The sequence below is a fragment of the Mesorhizobium shangrilense genome, from assembly GCF_040537815.1.
Taxonomy (GTDB): Bacteria; Pseudomonadota; Alphaproteobacteria; order Rhizobiales; family Rhizobiaceae; genus Mesorhizobium; species Mesorhizobium shangrilense.
Window position 1 is genome coordinate 17,011 of the sequence record NZ_JBEWSZ010000003.1, and the last position, 19,776, is coordinate 36,786.

Genomic DNA, 19,776 nt, shown 5'->3' on the forward strand with positions numbered 1-19,776 from the left:
AAACGAGCATGAACACCATCCTGAACTGGGGCCACCTCGTCGTCGTCCAGGACAGTTTTGCCGAAAAGCTGCTTGACCTGATGAACGAAGCGCTCGCGGCCGATGCGGTGATCCCATATCTCGGTCCGGGTCTCCTCAGGTTCAGCTGCGAGGAAACGCCTGTACCGCACCGCCCGGAAGCCGTCGCCGCGGCGCTCAACACGCGCGCGCCAGCCCCTTCCAAGATTCGCACCAATATGTGGTCGGTCGCACAGTTCATCGAACAGCGCCGGCATCGCCGGACGCTTCAAGCGTGGATGGCCGAGATATTCGCAGCGCCGGCGGCGCCGACCGTTCTCCACGCCTGGCTCGCAAAGCTGCCGCTCTCCCTCATCATCGACAGCTGGTACGACGGCGCCATGCGCGCGGCCCTCGCAGACGCCGGCCGAACGGACGTCGTCGAGATACAAGGCGTGACGCGAGCGAGCGAATTCGGTGACATTTGGACGAAAACCTATGACTTGGCCGGGAGTGAACTCGAACCCGGATCGGTGGCAAAGACGGTTCTCTATACACCTCACGGCAGCATTAGGCCGGTCGCAAATTTCCTCGTAGCAGATTCGGACTATGTTGAAGTCCTGACCGAAATCGACATCCAGACGCCGATCCCTGACGTGGTGAAGGAGCGGCGCACGAACCGTGGCTTTTTCTTCGTTGGCTGCCGCTTCAACGATCAGATGCTGCGCACCTTCGCCAGGCAGATCATGAAGCGTTCCGAAGGCCCACGTTGCACGATAATGGATGCGCAAACGCTGACCAGAAACGAAGCCCGTTTCCTTGCGGCAAGCGGAATCACAGTGATCGACATGCCCGTAAGTGAAGCCGTGGCTCGGTTTGTCGGGTCAGGCTCCGCAGCAGATGGTGGCCAGGATCAACAAACGCCTTTGATGTGAGTCGTCCGGCTTGCTTCAGAAGGCGCAAAATTCAGTCGGAACACACCCCGTGAGCAGTGATGCTGTTGGCACGACCTCTCCCATTTCGTCCGCACATGTGGAAGTGGCCCGCTTGGGGCGGGGATTGAGTACGCTACTGCGCATTACGCGCATGAATTTGCGGCACCCGCGGCAGGTCGCCTTCGCTTTCGGATCGACGATCGTAGCGGCAATCCTCCAGATCCTCATTCCCCAGCTTCTCGGCCGGGCTGTCGACCAGACCCAGATAGTCATCCGGGGCGGTGTCATGGGGACCGCTGCAGAACAAACGCTCTGGACCACGGCTCTCCTGCTGCTCGCCGTGAGCGCGCTACGCGGCCTCTGCACGATGGCGCAGAACTATTTTGCCGAAGCCGTCGGGCATCACGTCGCGTACGAACTGCGGCTCGCTTGTTACGACAAGATCCAGCGCCTCAGCTTTTCCTTTCACGACCGGGTGCATTCAGGTGATCTGATCACCCTCGGCATGCTCGATCTCGACGGCGTGCGGACGTATTTTTCCACGGCCCTGGTTCGCTTGCTACTGCTCACCATGCTGATCGGGATCGGCGCCTACACGATGATCTCAACCGACCCGGTGCTCGGCGTAGTCGCGCTGAGTTTCGTGCCTTTCGTCGCCTGGCGATCGTCGGTCACACAGCTTAGGCTGCGCGCCACCTGGCTCGAGCTGCAGGAGCGGCTTTCGCTCCTAAGCCGCGTGATGGAGGAAAATCTCGCAGGCATCCGCGTCGTGCGCGCCTTTTCGGCACAGGCTTATGAGATGCTGAAGTTCGACCGCGCCTCGAAGAACGCGCTCGACCTCGCCCACGACCAGGTTGACGTCTACGTGCCCAACACGTCGGCGATGACCCTGTCCTTCTTTTTCGCCCTGGGGTTGGTCCTCTTGATCGGTTGCAACAAGCTCATCGCCGGCGAGATTAGGGTCGGAACCCTCACGACGTTCCTGGCCTTCATGACGATCCTACAAATGCCCGTCCGCCAGGTGGGTCTGATGGTCAATGCCTTTGCCCGCGCTTCCACTTGCGGTTCGCGTATTTTCGGTCTCCTCGACCAGGATATCACGATCAGGGATGCTCCCGGGGCCAGAGCGATCGAGATCAGTGGAGGCACTCTGCGCTTCGACAATGTCTCGTTTTCATATTCCGGCACCGGAAACAGTGCCGTTCTGAAGAATATCACCTTCGAGGCCCGTAGGGGCGAGACGATCGCAATTGTCGGTCCGCCGGGTTCGGGCAAATCGACAATGGCTCATCTGATCCCCCGCTTTTACGACGTTACCGGGGGCACCATCACGCTTGACGGGCAGGACATCCGCGGGGTCACCCTCGCGACGCTTCGCAAGGCTATCGTCGTCGTACAGCAGGATGCATTCCTTTTCACCACCACGATCGAGAACAACATCGCTTATGGCGATCCCTGGGCGAAGGAACAGCGGATTGAGCGCGCTAGCGAATCCGCCCAGTTGCACAACTACATCCTCGGCCTCCCAGCAGGCTACGAGACGGTCGTCGGCGAACGCGGCGTCTCTCTGTCTGGCGGCCAGCGCCAGCGTCTCACGATAGCTCGCACCATGATGCTGCGCCCCTCAATCGTCGTTTTCGACGACTCAACGGCCGCGATCGATGCCGCCACCGAGCAGCGCATCCGCGCGACGATACGACGTCTTGCCAAGGATAGGGTGACGATCGTCATCGCCCACCGGCTCAATTCGCTCATGCACGCCGACCAGATCCTTTTTGTCGACAATGGCGAGATCGTCGAACGCGGCACCCATCAAGAGCTTTTGGCCAAGCGAGGACGCTATAAGGCCCTTTACGATCTCCAGTTGCGCTCAGGTGATGACATCGTGATCGCATATAGAGGCGCGCCCTGATGGCAAAGGGGCACGCCAGTGAATGCGAGACCGAACCCAATAACGACGGTAGACGCCCCCCGCGTGCTGTCGTCGGCTCCCATCGCATCGAGGAGGGGATGTTCGGCCGGGCTTTCGACAAGAACATCATTCTGCGCATCTGGGCCTTCGTTCGTCCCTACCGCGCCATGGTGGTCATCTCGGTTGCCGCATTGCTGATCTTCATCGGCACGCAGCTTCTCATCCCGCTGATCATTCGCTACGCGATTGACCACGCCATGACTCCGGCAGGCGTTGATCGCTCCGCGCTACTTACGGCCGCCGGCGCGTTCGCTCTCGCCATTCTGGGTAATTTCGGCGCCTCCTACGCGCAGGAAACCGTGGTGGGGAAAATCGCCGTGAACGTCCTCTTCGATATCCGCCGCGCCATGTTTGGCCATCTGCAGAGGGTTTCGCTCTCCTTCATGGACAAGACCGAGGTCGGACGCCTGATGTCCCGCCTTCAAGGCGACGTCAACTCCGTCCATGAATTTCTCGAAACCTCAATCTATTCCGTAGGCGATATTGCGCTTCTGTTCGGCATCGTTTTCGTGATGCTGTGGCTCGACTTCCGCCTGGGCCTCCTGACGCTCTCGGTCTTGCCGGCTCTGTTGATCATCCGCATCGTCTGGTTGCCGCGTGCCCGCGAAGCCTTCATGGCTGCACGCGAGACCAATTCGGTCGTCAACGGCGCGCTTGCCGAAGCCATTCAAGGCGTGCGCACCGTCCAGTCCATGGACCGCCAGCAGGTGAATTTCATTCTCTATGACGACAAGGCACATGCCGACCTCAGGGCTCACCTGATCGCTGCCAGATATGCACAGGTCATGGTGCCGATCGTCGATGGCCTCACCGGCCTCGCCATGGCCGTCGTCATCGTGGCCGGCGGCTCCATGGTCATGAATGGTCGCATCGAAGTGGGCGTATTGGTCGCCTACCTATTCTACATCCAGCGCTTCTTTGACCCAATTCGCTCACTCACCCTGCAATATTCGGTCATGCAGCGCGCCATGGCCTCCGGCAGGCGCCTGACCGATGTGCTCGACGTTAAGATCGAGGTCCAGGACAAACCGGATGCTAGGGTGCTTTCGCCGGAAATGGACGGCTCGGTCGAGTTCAGGGACGTCACGTTCGGCTACGATCCCAACCATCCGGTGCTGAGAAATATCTCCTTCCGGGTCAATCCCGGCGAGACGGTCGCATTGGTCGGGCCGACCGGCTCGGGCAAATCGAGCGCGATGGCCCTCGTCCACCGCTTCTATGATGTTCAGCGGGGGCAGGTGCTCATCGGGGGGCATGATGTGCGCGATCTCACTCAGGAATCGCTCGGCCGCCAAGTCGCCATGGTGCTGCAGGAGCCGTTCCTTTTCACCGGGACGGTGTTCGAAAACATTCGCTACCATAAGACGGAAGCCACGCGCGACAAGGTCATCGAGGCCGCCAAGGCGGTCGGCGCCCACGACTTCATCATGAGCCTTGCCAACGGATATGAAGCCCAACTCGGCGAACGCGGTGGCAACCTATCTCTGGGCCAACGCCAGCTTATCAGTTTCGCCCGCGCTCTCGTTGCCGACTCCAAGATCCTGGTCCTTGACGAGGCCACCGCCAACATCGACAGCTACACGGAAATGCTGATTCAGAACGCTCTGAGGAAGCTCCTTGAAGGCCGCACTGGCCTCGTCATCGCCCACCGCCTTGCAACGATCCGCGGCGCCGACCGTATCATCGTACTTCAGAATGGGCAGGTCATTGAGAGCGGCAACCACGACAAGCTGATGGCCATGGGTGGGCTCTATTCCAAACTCTACAATCTTAACTACGCGTCCTTCGACGACATTGCCGAAGAGAAACTCGATACCACCGCACTAGCGGGGTCCCGGACCTGATGTCTGGTCGGCCATGTTGGGGTGACCCGTTCCATTCGGTTGAGGCCAACGAGATCGTTGTAGCTTGTGTGCTTGTCGGCGACACGGTCGGCGGGCGCTACAATCGCGCACGGCCGCCCAGCCTGCCTCGCCATCCTCGTCGCGCATTACGCGATGCGTCTCCGAGCTGATCAGGCTCAACAAGAATGCTGTCCATCCCGACACTGGAGCCATGCGCGATATGTCGGCAAAGGATGGAAGGAACGATGCGCACCACTTTGCAGTCGGCGCTGCTTAAGGACCTGGCCTTCCTCGAGGCGGTGTAAGACCCGAGATTATGCCCGAATGTAAGCGGGGCGGACCCCGCAACCGGCCGCAATTGCGCGTAATTGACGGGTTGCTTTACACAGCCATTCGGCATAGCTCGGAGCGTGGCACAAACCGCCAAGTTCAACGACTTTGAACCCCTTGCACCCGAGCCGGACTTCCCACGACTGTTGCCCCTGCGGGAACATCTCGAGTGACCACGCTGCCAGCGCCCACGACCGCATCATCGCCAATCGTGACGCCCGGGAGAATGATTGCCCCACCGCCGATCCAGACACGGCTGCCAATGCGGACAGGGCGCCCGAACTGCAGCCCACTCTGCCGCTGCTCGGGATCATGCGGATGATCTGCGGTGTAGATTTGCACGGCAGGCCCAATTGCCGTTCCTTGGCCAATCATCACCTCTACCACGTCAAGGATGACGCAGTTGAAATTGAGGAAGACATGGGCTCCGAGGCGGATGTTGAAGCCGTAGTCGCAATAGAAGGGCGGACGGATGACCGCTCCGGGCCCAACCTCTCCTAGCCGCTCGGACAGGAGCGCATGCCCCTGCTCGGCGGTTTGGCCCAACGTGTCATTGTACCGCTTCAGCCAAGCCCCGGTGGCCAGCAGGTCAGCTTGGATCTCCGGATCCGCCGCACTGTACGGCTCACCTGCGAGCATCTTCTCTTTTTGACTGCGTATCATGGTTCCTCGTCAGATCGTGTCCCGTGGTGTGGTGTAGGAGTGCATGGCGGATTGCCCTCGGGAACGTTTGTGTCTTAGTCCTGCCGCGCCCCGGCTCAAAAACCGGGGCGGTAGTCTCGTCGGCGACCAGCTTCGTTCGAGCATTGCTGATGCACCGGACGTAGCTGCCAGGCGGCACTAGCAACCCAGTCGGCAAGTGTCCAGCGGTCGAGGCTCTTCCTTGCCGCTTTTGGATTTGCGCCTGACGATAGAGCGGTATGTGATCGGTGTGTGTGGATCCCAGGGCCTGGGCGACGGTCGCTTAGCCCGTCCCCTTCACCACGCTACGCTCACACATCCCAATGACAGGAGAACACCACCATCGTCGACGGCGCCGGCAAGGAGGCCGAGATCCAGGGCTGCGTCGCCCAGATCAAGCAGCAGATCGAGGAGACCACCTCGGACCACGACAAGGAGAGGCTGGAGGAACGTCTGGCGAAGCTCGCCGGCGGCGTTGCAGTCATCCGCGTCGGCGGTGGCGCGACGGAAGTCAAAGTCAAAGTCAAAGTCAAAGAAAAGAAGACCGCGTCGATAACGAAATTCTTAACCAAATTTTTTGGACCAACTGGCGATGGCAGATCAAGTCTACAGGCATTCGAAGCTCCCGGCTTCTGCCAGCGTATGATGAAGCCCTACCCGGCCGAAGCCGACATCGATCCCGGCGTCGGCGTCATGGACCGCAACCAGGCCGTTCTCACCTTCCAATGGAGACATTGAGAATACACCGGCGGAAGAGGTCAATGTGATGTCAATTGGCTCATCTTCTTTCTTTCTTTCTTTCTGAGACTCGTCAGCTTCTCGAAAGGTAACCCCCCTAGCGTAGAACCTGGATATCTAGACGGCGATGTCGCCAATTGACTGCAACGGAATTGAACGTCGGAGCGCTCGGAGCAATTTGAAATCGGGGTAGGTGGCAGCACCGATGGGTTGCTGTTTGCTATTTCCGACTTCGGCAGTCAATTCCCGCGTGAAACCTGCGCCGCCTTCGATCTGTCGGCTCTATCCCCTTGCGTCAAATCTGAGCGCGGCCGCCTAGACTTGCCAAGAGCCTAAAGTCTCAAATGGAGAGCAGTATGGATGGTTCTCATTTCAGCCCGTTGCAGTTGAGCCCCTTCGCTCCACAAGAATTCGCCCAGCAGGACGCCGACCTCCGGGCGCAGCAGCAGGCGGGGCAACAAACCGGCAACGCGAGCACGCAAGTGAGGTTTGAGCGGTGGCTTGATGAGTTGCAGTTGAGTTCCTCCGATAAGGGCTCCGCAGAGGCTGGTTCGCCAGACGCGAGTCCAGTAGAGCGCGGTGGAGCGATTCGGAGCGGGGACCTCGGCGGTTTGATCGGGGGGCCGCAGCGGGGCGGCCTGTTCGACAGCGCAGGTCACAGCATAGACATCCCTCGCGCCCACCTCGGCGGTTCAACTCAGGTGCCGTCGCGGTCCAACCTGTTCAGCAGCACGCGCTACACCTCGCCGTCTGACGTGCGACCCATAATGCAGACGAAGGATGGCGAAAATCTTGGACTGTGGTCGCGCATTAAGTCAGGGATCGGGAAAGCGTTCCGAGGTTGCAGCGAAAAATCATTCGGCGGCTCAACGTCGGACACGGTCATTTCTTCAAAGCTTCGCATGGATTTCGCCAAGCGCGGCCGCGAGATCGAGCCCTACAGGGAAGACGAAGAACTCATTTCCATGTTCAGGGGCGCAGCCGTGCGCGACCGCCTGGACCCCCGTAATGCCGCGAATACGGCAAGCCATCTTCGCGGCTTCAGTGCCTATCTTCACCTGAGGGGCTGGCCGCCGATAGCCGGCCGGCTTAACGACGAGTCGTTGGATGCCGATGCCGCGCGTTATGCGGAGATTAATCAGGAAATCAGGAGCGCATTGAGAAAGTTGCGGGCAGCCGATGCCGGACAACCGGTGACAGATATCCGACGTCGCACTATGAATTTGGGTCTTCATCCCGAAGACGCGGACTTCCTGGAGAGGTTCAAGGCTTCAGCCAGGCAGCTCAACATTCCCGAAGGGACCATCAAAGCTAATATCTCCCATGTTAAGAAATTCGCTAAGTGGCTCTGTGAAAAGAACAAAGCGTCAATGCATTCTCGGCTTCACGAGGAATCGCTAAGCAGCGATGTTCTGCAGTACAAGAACCACGGCGGTGACCCTGAGGACCGCCTCGTGTCGGCGCTGACTAATCTCCGAAGGAGTGCGCCTGGAAGTGAAGAAATCGAACAACTCGGACCTGGACCCCATTGCATGGGACGCCAGGCCCTGGATCCTTATCCCGATGATGCCCGCCTCATCAAAGACGCGACCATGCAAGCCGTGCACGACCTTGGACCCGGGACGACCGCGAAGCAGAGGATGCCCTTCAACGACCAGGCCAGCCGTTTTCGCAGGTTCAGTGACTGGCTCAAAAGGGAGGCCAAGGGGAACATATTTGACCGGATTAATGGCAGTCAGCAGCACAAAGAAGTGTTAAACCAAGATCTTCGGGATTTCCAGAAGTACCTTGGAACAAGGCGTGGCATCAATTTGTCGTTTCTTCGGAACTACCTACAAGTCGTCGAGCCCAACGCTGAGCGGCCGGGTTCGCCGGTCGGGGGTGCTTGGCAGCCCGATTCGCCGCAGAGGCCGGCCGATTCCACCTCCATATGGTCGTTGCCGTCGGTGCCATCGGATTTCGATTTCCCCGAGCTGCCAGCGCCGTCTGGCAGGGCTCCATCAGACATCTATGGCAGTCTTGAGTCACTGGTTCATCTGAATGCATCCACACCGCATGAGTTGCGTGACGATGCTCGCTCTGCGCCAGCGCCGGACGTTGCCGCACCATCGTCATCTATCAGGGCTGCAACAGGTTACACCGGTCTTGGATCATTGATCGGACCGGGGGGACGCCATACCCTGGATCCTTATCCCGACGATGCCCGCTTAATCAAAGACGCGACCACGCAAGCCCTGCACGACCTTGGACCCGGGGCGACCGCGAAGCAGAGGACGCCCTTCAACGACCAGGCTAGCCGTTTTCGCAGGTTCAGTGAGTGGCTCAAAATGAAAGGGAGGGGGAACATAGTTGACCGGATAAATGGCAGCCAACAACAGCAAGAAGTGCTAAAGCAAGATATGCGTGAATTCCAGAAAGATCTTGGAACAAGGCGTGGCATCAATTTGACGTTTCTTCGGAATTACCTGCAAGTCGTCGAGGCGAACGCGGCGCTGGAGTTGCAAGCCCGTGAGCTGCTGGCTTCGCCCGCCGGGCGCGCTTGGCAGCCCGACTCATCGCGCGGGCCCGCTGATTCGACCCCCACATGGTCGTTGCCGTCGTTGCCCTCGGATTTCGATTTTCCCGAGCTGCCATCGTCGTCTGCCAGGGCTCCGGCAGGTACCTACAGCGGTCTTGGGACATTGAGCGGTATTGGATCAATGGTTGATCTGAATGCGCCCACACCGCATGAGTTGCGTGACGACGCCCACTTTGCGCCGGCGCCGGACATTGCCGCACCATTGTCGTCTGCCGGGGCTCCGGCAGGCACCTACAGCGGTCTTGAGTCATTGAGCGGTATTGGATCAATGACTGATCTGAATGCGCCCACACCGCATGAGTTGCGTGACGACGCTCACTTTGCGCCGGCGCCGGACGTTGCCGCACCATCGTCGTCTGCCAGGGCTCCGGCAGGCACCTACAGCGGTCTTGAGTCATTGAGCGGTGTTGGATCAATCATTGATCTGAATGCGCCCACACCGGATGAGTTGCGTGACGACGCTCACTTTGCGCCGGCGCCGGACATTGCCGCACCATTGTCGTCTGCCAGGGCTCCGGCAGGCACCTACAGCGGTCTTGAGTCATTGAGCGGTATTGGATCAATGGTTGATCTGAATGCGTCCACACCGCATGAGTTGCGCGACGACGCTCACTCTACACTGCCGTACGTCCCGCCGTCGTCTGTTGGGCCATCAGCTCGCGCACCGGATTTACTCGATGTCGGAGAGATCGTCGGCGAGCACTGGCGCCACGGCTCCCAACTGGCCTCGGAGCTTCTGAGCTACATCCTGGAGAGCTACGGTCTCCTGCCGACCCGGTTCGGCAAAGCGACAACTTTCACCATCCACGGTGAGGTCTACGCAGCCAAGCTAGAGGAGGCGGACGGGCGGGTTCATCTCATCCATCATCGAGTTGGGCCGCCGACGGATGGAGGCGGATTATTGAGGCTGGGCGACGAGCAGTGGCTGGGCGACGAGCATATCGCGGCGGGTTACAACCTCCTGCACGACGAGCTGCATCCGGAACTGGCTGCCCGGACGCGACTCGTGGATCCCCTCGTAGCCCATCATCTGCGCTTAGCCGCGGGGGCCGATTGGCTACGCGCATTCCGGAGCATCGTCCATGACCGCCGTGGTGGTAGCGATACAGCCGACTACCTGTTTCTGCCAGTGAACGATGCCAGTGCTGCTGATCCTCATCGCCGCGGCATGCATTGGTCGCTGCTGCTCGTTGATCGCAGCGACCGGGAAAACCCGATCGCCTATCACTACGACTCCTACCGCCCATTCCACCGCACCATCGCAGAAGAGTTCGCGGCAAGGCTGGGCGCCGACCTCCAGCCAGTCGGCATGGCCCAGCAGCAGAACGGTTATGATTGCGGCGTCTTTGTGCTGGATGGCACGCGGGAGCTGGCTCGACGGTTGGGAGAAGAACCGCAGCCACAGCGCAGTCTCGCAAATCTCGTCACCGATCGGCGGGCACTCCAGGAGCGACTCTCGCGAATTTGATGACGCGCTCGGCGGAGCCCGCATGAGGCCCCACCTGGCCATCGTGAGGTTTGCCTGCGATTACTGAAATGAACCCGCGGAGTGGGACGGCTTGAGCCGGTTCGTTAGTTGGAAACTGACCCCTTCTGGTTACTTTCTAGCCGCTGCTAGATGGTTGATCCGGGCCGCTATTCTGGCGCGTGCCAGGGAAGGGTAAAGCTGTCGGCGCAAAGCGGCTGAATGACCAGGAAGTGGCGCGGCTGGTCAAGCCTGCAGCGTTGGCCGCCAGCGTGCGCGGTGATCTCAACGAAGGCGAGCGTGGTCAAAAGTTGTGGCCACTCGCTGCGCGCCGGCCTCGCCTCCTCTGCCGAGGTTGATGAACGCTATGTTCAGAAGCAGCTTGGCCACACCTCGGCAGAGATGACACGCAAGCACCAGCGACGGCGTGACCGCTTGCGTGTTAATCTAACCAGGGCGTCAGGATTGCGGGCGCGGCACTGCAAGAGCTTTTTGCCTACCTCATCCTCGACGCCCTCGACGAAGGTTGCGCTAGGCCAGCATCGGCACGGGCCAGGCGGTGCTGATCGCGGTCGGCACCGACTGGGACGGCAGCGCCAGATTCCGTCGAGATAGCCAATCGAGAGAACCCCCCGACGTGGAAGGATCGCTTGTCGCACTGAAGCGCGGAGCCTCAGGGGCGTCGAGCTGATCGTGCCCACCAACCGTGCCGGTGGATCGGCGATCGGCAAAATGATACAGGAATATCAATCCCGGCATTATACGCAGGGTCGTCCCGCAGACTGCACGGGGAACGTCATGGAGCGCTGCGACAACGCTTTGATCTCCAATCAGACAGCGAATTTCATGGTCAGCCGACTTGAGCCATGATTTCGGATTGAATCGTCGTTGCCGTGTATAGGGAAGCATCTAGCGGCAGATCCCCAAATGCCAGTTGACAAAGAAGGTAATTGGCACCTGCCTCTTCCAACTGACCAAGCAGAGCTTTTCGCACGGAAGCTGCCGATCCTGCTACGCACAATTCACTCTCGATTGCTGCATCGAAGGTCAGCGGCAGGTTTGGTGGAGTCGGGATGGCATTGAGATCGTAAAGGAATTTAAAGCTCTTAAGCCATCGTTCGTAAGCAGGAGCCGCGAGCGAATACGCATCTGCTTCAGAACGCCCAATCACTACCATTCGGAGCAATCCAAGAAATGGTGCTCGATCGTCCGCCTCAGTTTTGTGCTCGCGACCGGCGCGGAAGGCATCAGTAATTCTGCGAACAGAAGAGGAAGGTCCCACGCACGCGATATTTGCGCCATTAGCCGCGGCCCTGCTTGCCGGCTCGGGTCGATTGGTGGCGATCCAGGTCGGCGGATGCGGCCGCTGATGAGGTTTTAGCGTCAAAGGAACGTCATTCAGTTCAAAATGGAGCCCTTGATAAGATAGCGTGCCGCCCTTCATCGCATTCATAAGGATCTCGTTGGCTTCGGCATGCTGGCCTGGCGCCGCGTCCGCACCAATCCCGAAGTAACCCAATTCGGTGGGGAAAGAGCCGCGTCCTATACCGAGTTCGAGCCTGCCACCGCTCAATTGGTCAAGCATACAGATCTCTTCGAATGCTCGCAGCGGATGATAAAGGGCAAGTAGCATTACCAACGGGCCAACACGAAGGCGCTGGGTGCGCTGGGCGACGCTCGATAAGAACAGATTTGGCGATGGACCTCTCCCATGTGGGGTACAGTGATGCTCTGCCAGATGATATGCATAGAAACCGAGGTGATCGCACGCCTCTGCCAACATCAGGCGATCCGCGTAATGTCGGGCGATATCGCCGCCGTCCTCGTCCAGGTGATCGAAGATGCCGAAGGTCAGGGCTGAAGGAAAGGCGTTTGTCACTCGATTTCTCCAAGTTTAACGCGGGAAGTTCTCTTGCGTGCGATGATCAAGAAATTCAAAGATATAGAGGTGTGTGATCGCTTGGATTACCGCCCGCGTGGCGCGGAAGCAGAGTCTGATGCTGCCCAACGTCTGGACCTTGGCGTCTTTAAGCTCCCAGAAATATCTCGCGCGGCCGCAAGAAATGCATCCATCTGTTCTTTTGTACCGATGCTGATGCGAATGTAATTTTGCAAACCGTTGTCAGGAAAGAAGGCAACAAGGAGCTTTTGTCTTTCCAAGGCTGCTTGCCACCATAAGCCGTCCTGTCCCGATGGTACACGGGCGAGCAAGAAATTCGCATGCGAAGGTATTACGGAGAATCCAAGTTGCAACAGCGCCAAGGTCACTCGCTGCCGTTCATGCTTGATGTGTCTGTGGTTCTCCGCATAGGCGGCGCGATGCGCAAGGATGCTGATACCAACCGCATGCCCGATCACATTCATGTTGAAGACGTTCTGGATGTTGCGCAGCCTGCCAATAATTTCAGGGTGACCGAAACCGAAACCGACGCGAATGCCTGCGGCGGCATAGCTTTTCGAAAATGTTCTTAAGACCAGAAGGTTCGAATAACGATCGATGAGGCGCAGACCATTATCTGGTGCAAAGTCGACGTAGGCTTCATCCAGGACGATCAAGCGGTCTGATTGATCTACGAGACGTTCGATATCTGCTACAGGAACAAACGTTCCGGTCGGATTGTTCGGATTGGCCAACAGTATGAACTTGGCGTCTTTGGCAGGACCGAAAAGCAATTCTGCTATTGGCAAGGAAAGAGCTTCGCCCCATTCGATTTCGAGAAATTGAGCGCCCTGCAACATGGCAAGTTTGCCGTTGAACGAAAACCCTGGCGACATCATCGCCACGCTGTCGCCTGGGGCAAGGAAAGCTCTGTAGATAAGCCCGAGCAGTTCAGACGATCCGTTACCGGCGATCACCTGATCCTTGGAGACGCCGTAGGCATTGGAGGCTGCTTCCCTCAAGCTGATGTTGTCGTCTTCTGGATATAGATGCTGCCGTTCGAGGGCTGCAATCGCGCTTTGCATTATGATTGTCGGCAACGGAAATGGGTTCTCATTCTTGTTTAGCTTGATGCAACTTGCATCCGTCGCCAGCCTGCCTGACAGCAGAGCCTCTAACTGTCTCGCCACTTCCGAAAGAGACGAAAGCACACTTTGCAGTTTTGCATCGGACATATTTTTCTCCAATTTCAGCCGCGAAGGGGATCCGGCATCAGCTGATGGCTTGAGAGCAACACGGCCAACAAACCGGCGTCACAGCGCTGCTTCACGCCACCTTTGTCGGGACGCCGACTGCCGTGAGGTCGGGCGGGCTGTCCTCCATCGGATCGAATTGGCGCCGACGCGCGGTCTGCATCCCCTCGTCATCGGGCAAAGGCCTGCCAAACCACCAACGCTTGGATTTGTCCCAGCTATTCGCCTCAGTCGTCCTTTCACAGACGCTTGATCTCGATGCCGTATTTCCTCAGCACATAGCCAATCTGGCGCGGCGTCAGTCCAAGCAGGCGTGCCGCCTTTGCCTGCACCCAGCCACATCTTTCCATGGCCGCAATGACACCCTCGCAATCGATGATCCTCGCACCATTTAAGTGGGCTGCGCCGGCAGGCGCTAGCGGTGGCTGCCCAGTGATCGCTGGCGAGACTGCCACGGCGGCAGACCTGGCGGCCGCAGCCGGCTGTGTGGCCGGATTCACTGGCACCGGCACGATCGGCCCCGTTTGCAGCGCGATATTGCCCGATCTGGTCTTCCACAGGGCCGCCGCAAAGCATTGGCCGTGGCAGCAGGAAAAGTCGTTTCTCCCGATTGATGGTCCCGCCGCCATGATCGCTGTCCGGTGCACGCAATTTTCGAGCTCGCGAATGTTGCCGGGAAAATCACAGTTCATCAGTACCTCAATCGCGCTCGGATCGAAGGTCAGCGTACGGCCGTTCTCATCGTTGAAATTCTTGAGAAACTCAGCCGCGAGGAGCGGAATATCACCGCGCCGTTCGCGCAACGCCGGCACCAGCAAGGGAACCACGCTGATGCGATAATAGAGGTCAGCGCGGAACTCGTTCCGTGCAACCGCCTCTTCCAGGTTTTTGTTCGTGGCGGCAATGACGCGAACATCGACCTTAATGGTCTGGTTGCCGCCGACGCGCTCGAACTCCTGCTCCTGCAGCACGCGCAGCAATTTTGCCTGAAACGAGGCCGAGATCTCGCCGATCTCGTCCAGGAACAACGTCCCCTTGTCGGCGAGCTCAAAGCGCCCCTTGCGCGAATTGAACGCGCTGGTGAAGGCACCCTTCTCATGACCGAACAATTCGGATTCCAGGACTGTCTCTGGGAGCGCCGCGCAATTGAGCTTGATGAAGGGCCGCTTGGCACGCGGCGACAACTCGTGAATGGCCTTGGCGATCAGTTCCTTCCCGGTCCCGGATTCGCCTCGCAACAGAACCGTAATCTTCGCCTCGGCCACCACCGCGACCTTCTCGAGCAGACTGTGTAGCGCCGGACTGTCGCCAATCATCCCTTTGACGAAACCCTTCTTACGCTCCCGCGCAGGATGCTTGAGCTCGCCGAATTGCTTTTGCGGCCGCTCCTTCTCCGCCATCGATTGCTCGCGGTCGCACGCGAACGAGCGATGCAACTTCACTGTCTGTCCCACCAGGTTAGCGATCACGGGTAGCAGACGGAGGTTGTAATCGAGCCAAGATCTTGACCTATTGTCCAGCACGCGGTCGATGGTCAGCGTGCCCACGACGTTCGCATCGACGCGAATGGGAACGCCGATGAACGACACTCGGATGGAGTCGGAGGCTCCGAGCCCATCCGTGTCGGCGGCACTGAAGGCCGAATGCACCGCTATGTTCTCGGCGACGAGGGGCGTGTCCGTCGTCACAATCTGGTCGATTGCCTTCCGCGGCACGTACATCCGGCAGCGTTCATCGCAGCTCTCGCTCCAGCCGGCGCCTACGGTGATGTCCAGTTCGCCATCACCGTCGAGGAGAGAAATGATGCCGTGCCGCATCTGCACAAACGATCGCAGAAGATCGACGACCTTGGCCAACGTGACTTCGAGCCGGGAGGGGGCGGTGAGTACTTTCGATATTTCGAAGATCTCGGTAAGCGCGCTCTCGTGCGACGGCACAATGGGGATCGCGTTGTTCGTCTCGGGCTTTGAGCTAGCCCTTGTCGCGTCCTGAAGCGATGTGCAGCATGGCGGCGCCTCCCCGGCACTCTGTTCGGATTCGCGAGTATTGTCTGAGTCTAGCATGTCATCCTCGATCTCGCGCCGCGAAATCAATGCTCGCGGCATGTGCGCCTGCAACGTCGTCGGCGCGTAGACACTCTCGGCAAATGGCATTGTCGCCCGAGCGGTCGTTGACCGGCACCAGCACGAGCGTCTTCGCCCCGCAGGCCGCCGCATATTCGGCGAGCTAGCTCGCGCGTGGGCGTCTACTCATTGAATCGCTGCAAGGCGTTGACAGAGATAATCGAGACGCCGGCTTCTGTGGCGGCAGACTGGACTTCCGCCGCCGGCATGCCGCTTGCAATAGGATTGCTGAAAAGGCGGTCACGATTTGGGCGGGGGTCAGGCCCCTGGTCAGGGGCAAGCGCGAAAAATGCCCGAAGATCAAGTCGGGGCGCCGCCATGTGGTCGAGTGCAAAGCGAGGCGATACCGGACGCATGGCTTGGCTCTCCTTCCTGAGTGTGGCCGCCGTTCTAGGCTTCTGCCGGCGCAACCGTACGTTGCTTCAACAGACCGGAATGAGGGCTGCTAGTCAATCGAGCTTTCTTTCATTTGTGATAGGAAACTTGTCGCCGATGATAGAATTCCCTCAGTGCTATTTGTCGTCGAGCAGATAAAATGTCGAACAACAGCAATGTCGCCCCGGCGGATCCGCGGTCTCTGGCGCGCTGACCGTACAGAGGCGTTGCGTGCCATTCGCCATCAGCGTGAAGTGATCGGAAGCGGCAACCGCAGCCGATGACACTGGTCGGCTCTTGAACTGCACGTCGCGGGTCAGGATCACCGGAAACACTCTCTGCTTCTCGACGTCTCCTTTCAAATCGTCGGCGGCTGCGGGAGCGCGGCAAGATACGGTCGCGTAGAGAATACTCCGCACTCGTGCGGGCCAGTGCGGCCTGTCGCAAAGACGACAAAACCGAAAGGCACACCAAGAAGGCCAGAGATACGACCGGCGACCGATCTGCCAGGAAATATCAGAGGGCGTGCGGGGCGCCCCGTCCCGTCTTCTGCCATCCCATTCTTAAGACCCGACCGCTGGCGGACCTTAGTGTGCGGGATTCCGCCAGACCGAAGGTTGCCGGTGCGGAAATCCGCACAAGGCCATTGGCGCGATGCCACGGAAAACTTGGGAAAAGGCGTGGCTGGTGAATCTCCCCATTTTGGCACGGCGCTTGCGGCGGCGTTGGTGCAGCGTTCGACCGGAGCGCCGCGATGGGAGAAGCCTGGGATGGGAGGAAGAGCCCGGCCCCTATCCGGTTGGGGAGAGAAATGGTGTTAGCTCCACATGTCCGCAGCGCGAGTCGCGCGCCTCGCAAAGCCCTCTACGCCAAGCCCTACGTGCAGGTGCTTGCCGCCATCGCCCTCGGCGTCGCACTCGGCTATTTCTATCCGGCGATCGGCGAGAGCGTGAAGCCGCTGGGGGATGCCTTCATCAAGCTTGTCAAGATGATCATCGCGCCTGTCATCTTCCTGACAATTGCGACCGGCATCGCCGGCATGAACGATCTCCAAAAGGTCGGCCGAGTTGCCGGCAAGGCGATGGTCTATTTCCTCACCTTCTCAACGCTTGCACTTATCGTGGGCCTTGTCGTCGCCAATGTCGTTCAGCCGGGCGCCGGCCTCAACATTGATCCGGCCTCGCTCGACGTCCAGGCCGTGAATACCTATACCGTAAGGGCGCATGATCAGTCGGTCACCGGCTTCCTGATGAACATCATCCCGTCGACGATCGTCGGCGCCTTCGCGCAAGGCGACATCCTGCAGGTCCTTTTCTTCTCGGTTCTGTTCGGCATCGCCCTGGCCATGGCCGGAGAGACGGGCGAGCCTGTCGTTTCCCTCCTTCAGGCGCTGATCGCCCCTATTTTCAAGCTCGTCGGACTGCTGATGAGAGCCGCCCCGATCGGCGCTTTCGGCGCAATGGCCTTCACCACCGGCAAATATGGCATCGGGTCGATCGTCAACCTCGCGATGCTGGTCGCGACGTTCTATTTCACCGCCTTCCTCTTCGTGTTCGGTGTTCTCGGCGCGGTCTGCCGTTACAACGGCTTCTCGATCTTTTCTCTCATTCGCTACATCAAGGAAGAGCTGCTGCTTGTTCTGGCAACGTCCTCCTCGGAGGCCGCGCTGCCCTCGCTCATGGAGAAGATGGAGAAGGCCGGCGCCAAGCGTTCGGTCGTGGGGCTCGTCATCCCGACCGGATATTCTTTCAACCTGGACGGCACCAATATATACATGACGCTGGCGGCCCTCTTCATCGCCCAGGCGACGAACACGGATCTGTCAATTGGCGATCAGGTCCTCCTGTTGCTCGTTGCGATGCTTTCCTCGAAGGGTGCAGCAGGTGTAACAGGTGCGGGATTCATCACGCTGGCCGCTACGCTCGCCGTAGTACCCAGTGTTCCCGTTGCTGGCATGGCGCTGATCCTTGGCGTCGACCGCTTCATGTCCGAATGCCGGGCGCTGACGAATGTTGTCGGTAACGCGGTGGCATCGCTCGTCGTCGCCCGCTGGGAAGGCGAATTGGACCAAGCGCAGATGAAAGCCGCCTTCTGCGGTCATCGGTTTGCCGAGCATTAAACCGGCCACGCCCCGCCGAGTAATTCACAGCTTCGCGACCTGTAAACTCGGCGGGCTGGTCATAAGCACCAAGCGATCGACTCCCAGGCTCCAAACCGCGCCTCGCGAGGCGATGAAATCAGAAGCGCTAAATGCGATGAGTGCAAAATACGGGCTCCCTAAGCAAGCGAACTGTACATCGATACGCGCCGGGCTACGCCTGGATTGCTGTTCGTCGAATACGCCGTCGATCATGGAGTATGCGGACGTCTTCACTTTGCCGCCCGGAACCTTCGCCAAGACGCGCCGGATGACAGAGGGTTAGCCGGCGTTAAAACTAATCAGAATTGGACCCATGACCAAGCGCCCCACAATTACCGATATCGCCCGCGAAGCCGGAGTCAGCGTAGCAACGGTCGATCGCGTTCTGAACGCCCGCCATCCGGTGCGGGAGGAGACCGCGCGGCGGGTCCACGAGGCCGCACACGCCATCGGCTATCATGCTGCCGGTCTCATCAAGCAGCGCTTGCAGTGTGACCTGCCGCACTATCGGCTGGGCTTCATCTTGAGAAAACCGGCGCACCATTTCTACCAAGACTTCGCGCGCGAGGTCGAAGCGTCGGTCAGTTTGGCCCAGTCCTTCCACGGCATTCCGCTCATCGAATTCGCGCCGTCAAATGTGCCGGGCGACCTGATTGCGCGGCTCAAGGATTTGGGCGCGCGCTGCCAAGCGATTGCCATGGTGGCACCGGACCACCCGAAGATTACAGCGGCGGTTGAGGAGCTCCAGGCCAAAGGCATTCCGGTTTTCTCGCTGCTTTCCGACTTCGCCGCCGGCGTGCGTCAGGGCTATATCGGCCTTAACAACCGCAAGGTGGGGCGCACGGCCGCTTGGATGTTTTCCAAGATCGCAAAACGCCCCGGAAAGGTCGCGGTGTTTGTCGGCAGCCACCGTTTCCAGGGGCACGAGCTCCGGGACATCGGCTTTCGCTCCTATTGCCGTGAGAACGCGCCGACATTCGAGGTGCTCGATCCGCTCGTGAACCTCGAGAAACGGCAGATCACCTACGAGGCAACACTCGATCTCATGCAGCGGGAACCCGAGCTCGTCGGCTTCTATGTGGCCGGCGGGGGCATGGAGGGCGCCATCTCTGCGCTCCGGGAAGAGGGCAAAGGTCTGGATCTCATCGCGATCGTGAACGAAATCACGCCGGAGTCACGGGCGGCGCTCGCAGATAACATCATCACGATGGCTGTCGCCACGCCACTGCGCCGGCTTTGCCAGGAACTGATGACGCTGATGGCGCGGGCCATCGAGAACGGCACGGTGGAGACGCCGGGGCAGACATTTCTGCCGTTCGACATCCATCTTCCGGAAAATATATGACGCTTGATGGATTCTATCATGAACGTCGAGTTTCCTTTCACAGATGAAAGAAAGTTCGATTGACTGTTCTGCCTCATTTCGGTCTGTTCAATCAACGAGCGGTTGCCACGCGCGGCAGAAG

The 19,776-nt window shown here is 59.3% G+C and carries 10 protein-coding genes and 3 pseudogenes; 8 read left to right on the forward strand and 5 right to left on the reverse strand.

Annotated elements, in window-relative coordinates:
* Positions 1-8 precede the first annotated feature (8 nt).
* From ABVQ20_RS29205 to ABVQ20_RS29215, 3 genes are read left to right on the forward strand one after another with little or no spacing between them, the layout of a single operon-like run.
* Positions 9-932 carry an SIR2 family NAD-dependent protein deacylase gene (locus ABVQ20_RS29205; protein WP_354463191.1) on the forward strand — a complete coding sequence of 308 codons (924 nt, stop codon included), beginning with the start codon at positions 9-11 and terminating at the stop codon, positions 930-932.
* 49 nt (positions 933-981) lie between these two features.
* Positions 982-2,844: an ABC transporter ATP-binding protein gene (locus ABVQ20_RS29210; RefSeq protein WP_354463192.1), complete on the forward strand. Its 1,863-nt coding sequence runs from the start codon at positions 982-984 to the stop codon at positions 2,842-2,844.
* Positions 2,844-4,748 (forward strand): ABC transporter ATP-binding protein, encoded by a 1,905-nt coding sequence (locus ABVQ20_RS29215; RefSeq protein WP_354463193.1) that lies wholly within the window; start codon positions 2,844-2,846, stop codon positions 4,746-4,748. The genes ABVQ20_RS29210 and ABVQ20_RS29215 overlap by 1 nt, the downstream gene beginning before the upstream one ends.
* Before the next feature lie 429 nt (positions 4,749-5,177).
* On the opposite strand, the gene ABVQ20_RS29220 is transcribed toward ABVQ20_RS29215, so the two are convergent.
* Positions 5,178-5,741, reverse strand: a complete 564-nt coding sequence (locus tag ABVQ20_RS29220) for a sugar O-acetyltransferase (RefSeq protein ID WP_354463194.1) — start codon at positions 5,739-5,741, stop codon at positions 5,178-5,180.
* A pseudogene (locus tag ABVQ20_RS29225) lies at positions 5,704-6,027 on the reverse strand (IS66 family transposase); the annotation flags it as partial. The pseudogene ABVQ20_RS29225 and the gene ABVQ20_RS29220, both read right to left, overlap by 38 nt.
* 59 nt (positions 6,028-6,086) lie before the next feature.
* Between ABVQ20_RS29225 and groEL the strand changes: the two are divergent.
* The 3 genes and pseudogenes from groEL to ABVQ20_RS29240 all read left to right on the forward strand — a co-directional run.
* Positions 6,087-6,287: pseudogene (groEL, locus tag ABVQ20_RS29230) on the forward strand (chaperonin GroEL); the annotation flags it as partial.
* Positions 6,288-6,853: 566 nt separating this feature from the next.
* A complete protein-coding gene (locus ABVQ20_RS29235) occupies positions 6,854-10,543 on the forward strand; it encodes a Ulp1 family isopeptidase (RefSeq protein ID WP_354463195.1) in 3,690 nt (1,229 codons plus the stop codon).
* Positions 10,544-10,704: 161 nt separating this feature from the next.
* Positions 10,705-11,008: pseudogene (locus tag ABVQ20_RS29240) on the forward strand (site-specific integrase); the annotation flags it as partial.
* A gap of 382 nt (positions 11,009-11,390) precedes the next feature.
* On the opposite strand, the gene ABVQ20_RS29245 reads toward ABVQ20_RS29240, so the two are convergent.
* The 3 genes from ABVQ20_RS29245 to nifA all read right to left on the reverse strand — a co-directional run bounded on the left by ABVQ20_RS29245 (position 11,391) and on the right by nifA (position 15,735).
* Positions 11,391-12,419, reverse strand: a complete 1,029-nt coding sequence (locus tag ABVQ20_RS29245; RefSeq protein ID WP_354463196.1) for an LLM class flavin-dependent oxidoreductase — start codon at positions 12,417-12,419, stop codon at positions 11,391-11,393.
* A gap of 86 nt (positions 12,420-12,505) precedes the next feature.
* Positions 12,506-13,654, reverse strand: coding sequence for a histidinol-phosphate transaminase (hisC, locus tag ABVQ20_RS29250; RefSeq protein ID WP_354463197.1), 1,149 nt, complete (start codon positions 13,652-13,654; stop codon positions 12,506-12,508).
* A gap of 257 nt (positions 13,655-13,911) precedes the next feature.
* Positions 13,912-15,735 (reverse strand): nif-specific transcriptional activator NifA, encoded by a 1,824-nt coding sequence (gene nifA, locus ABVQ20_RS29255; RefSeq protein WP_354463451.1) that lies wholly within the window; start codon positions 15,733-15,735, stop codon positions 13,912-13,914.
* A gap of 1,246 nt (positions 15,736-16,981) precedes the next feature.
* On the opposite strand from nifA, the gene ABVQ20_RS29260 reads away from it, so the two are divergent.
* Together ABVQ20_RS29260 and ABVQ20_RS29265 are read left to right on the forward strand one after the other, a co-directional pair.
* Positions 16,982-18,289 carry a dicarboxylate/amino acid:cation symporter gene (locus tag ABVQ20_RS29260; RefSeq protein WP_354463198.1) on the forward strand — a complete coding sequence of 436 codons (1,308 nt, stop codon included), beginning with the start codon at positions 16,982-16,984 and terminating at the stop codon, positions 18,287-18,289.
* A 334-nt stretch (positions 18,290-18,623) separates the two neighbouring features.
* Entirely contained in the window at positions 18,624-19,655 is a 1,032-nt protein-coding gene (locus ABVQ20_RS29265; protein ID WP_354463199.1) for a LacI family DNA-binding transcriptional regulator, read from the forward strand.
* The last annotated feature ends 121 nt before the right edge of the window (positions 19,656-19,776 follow it).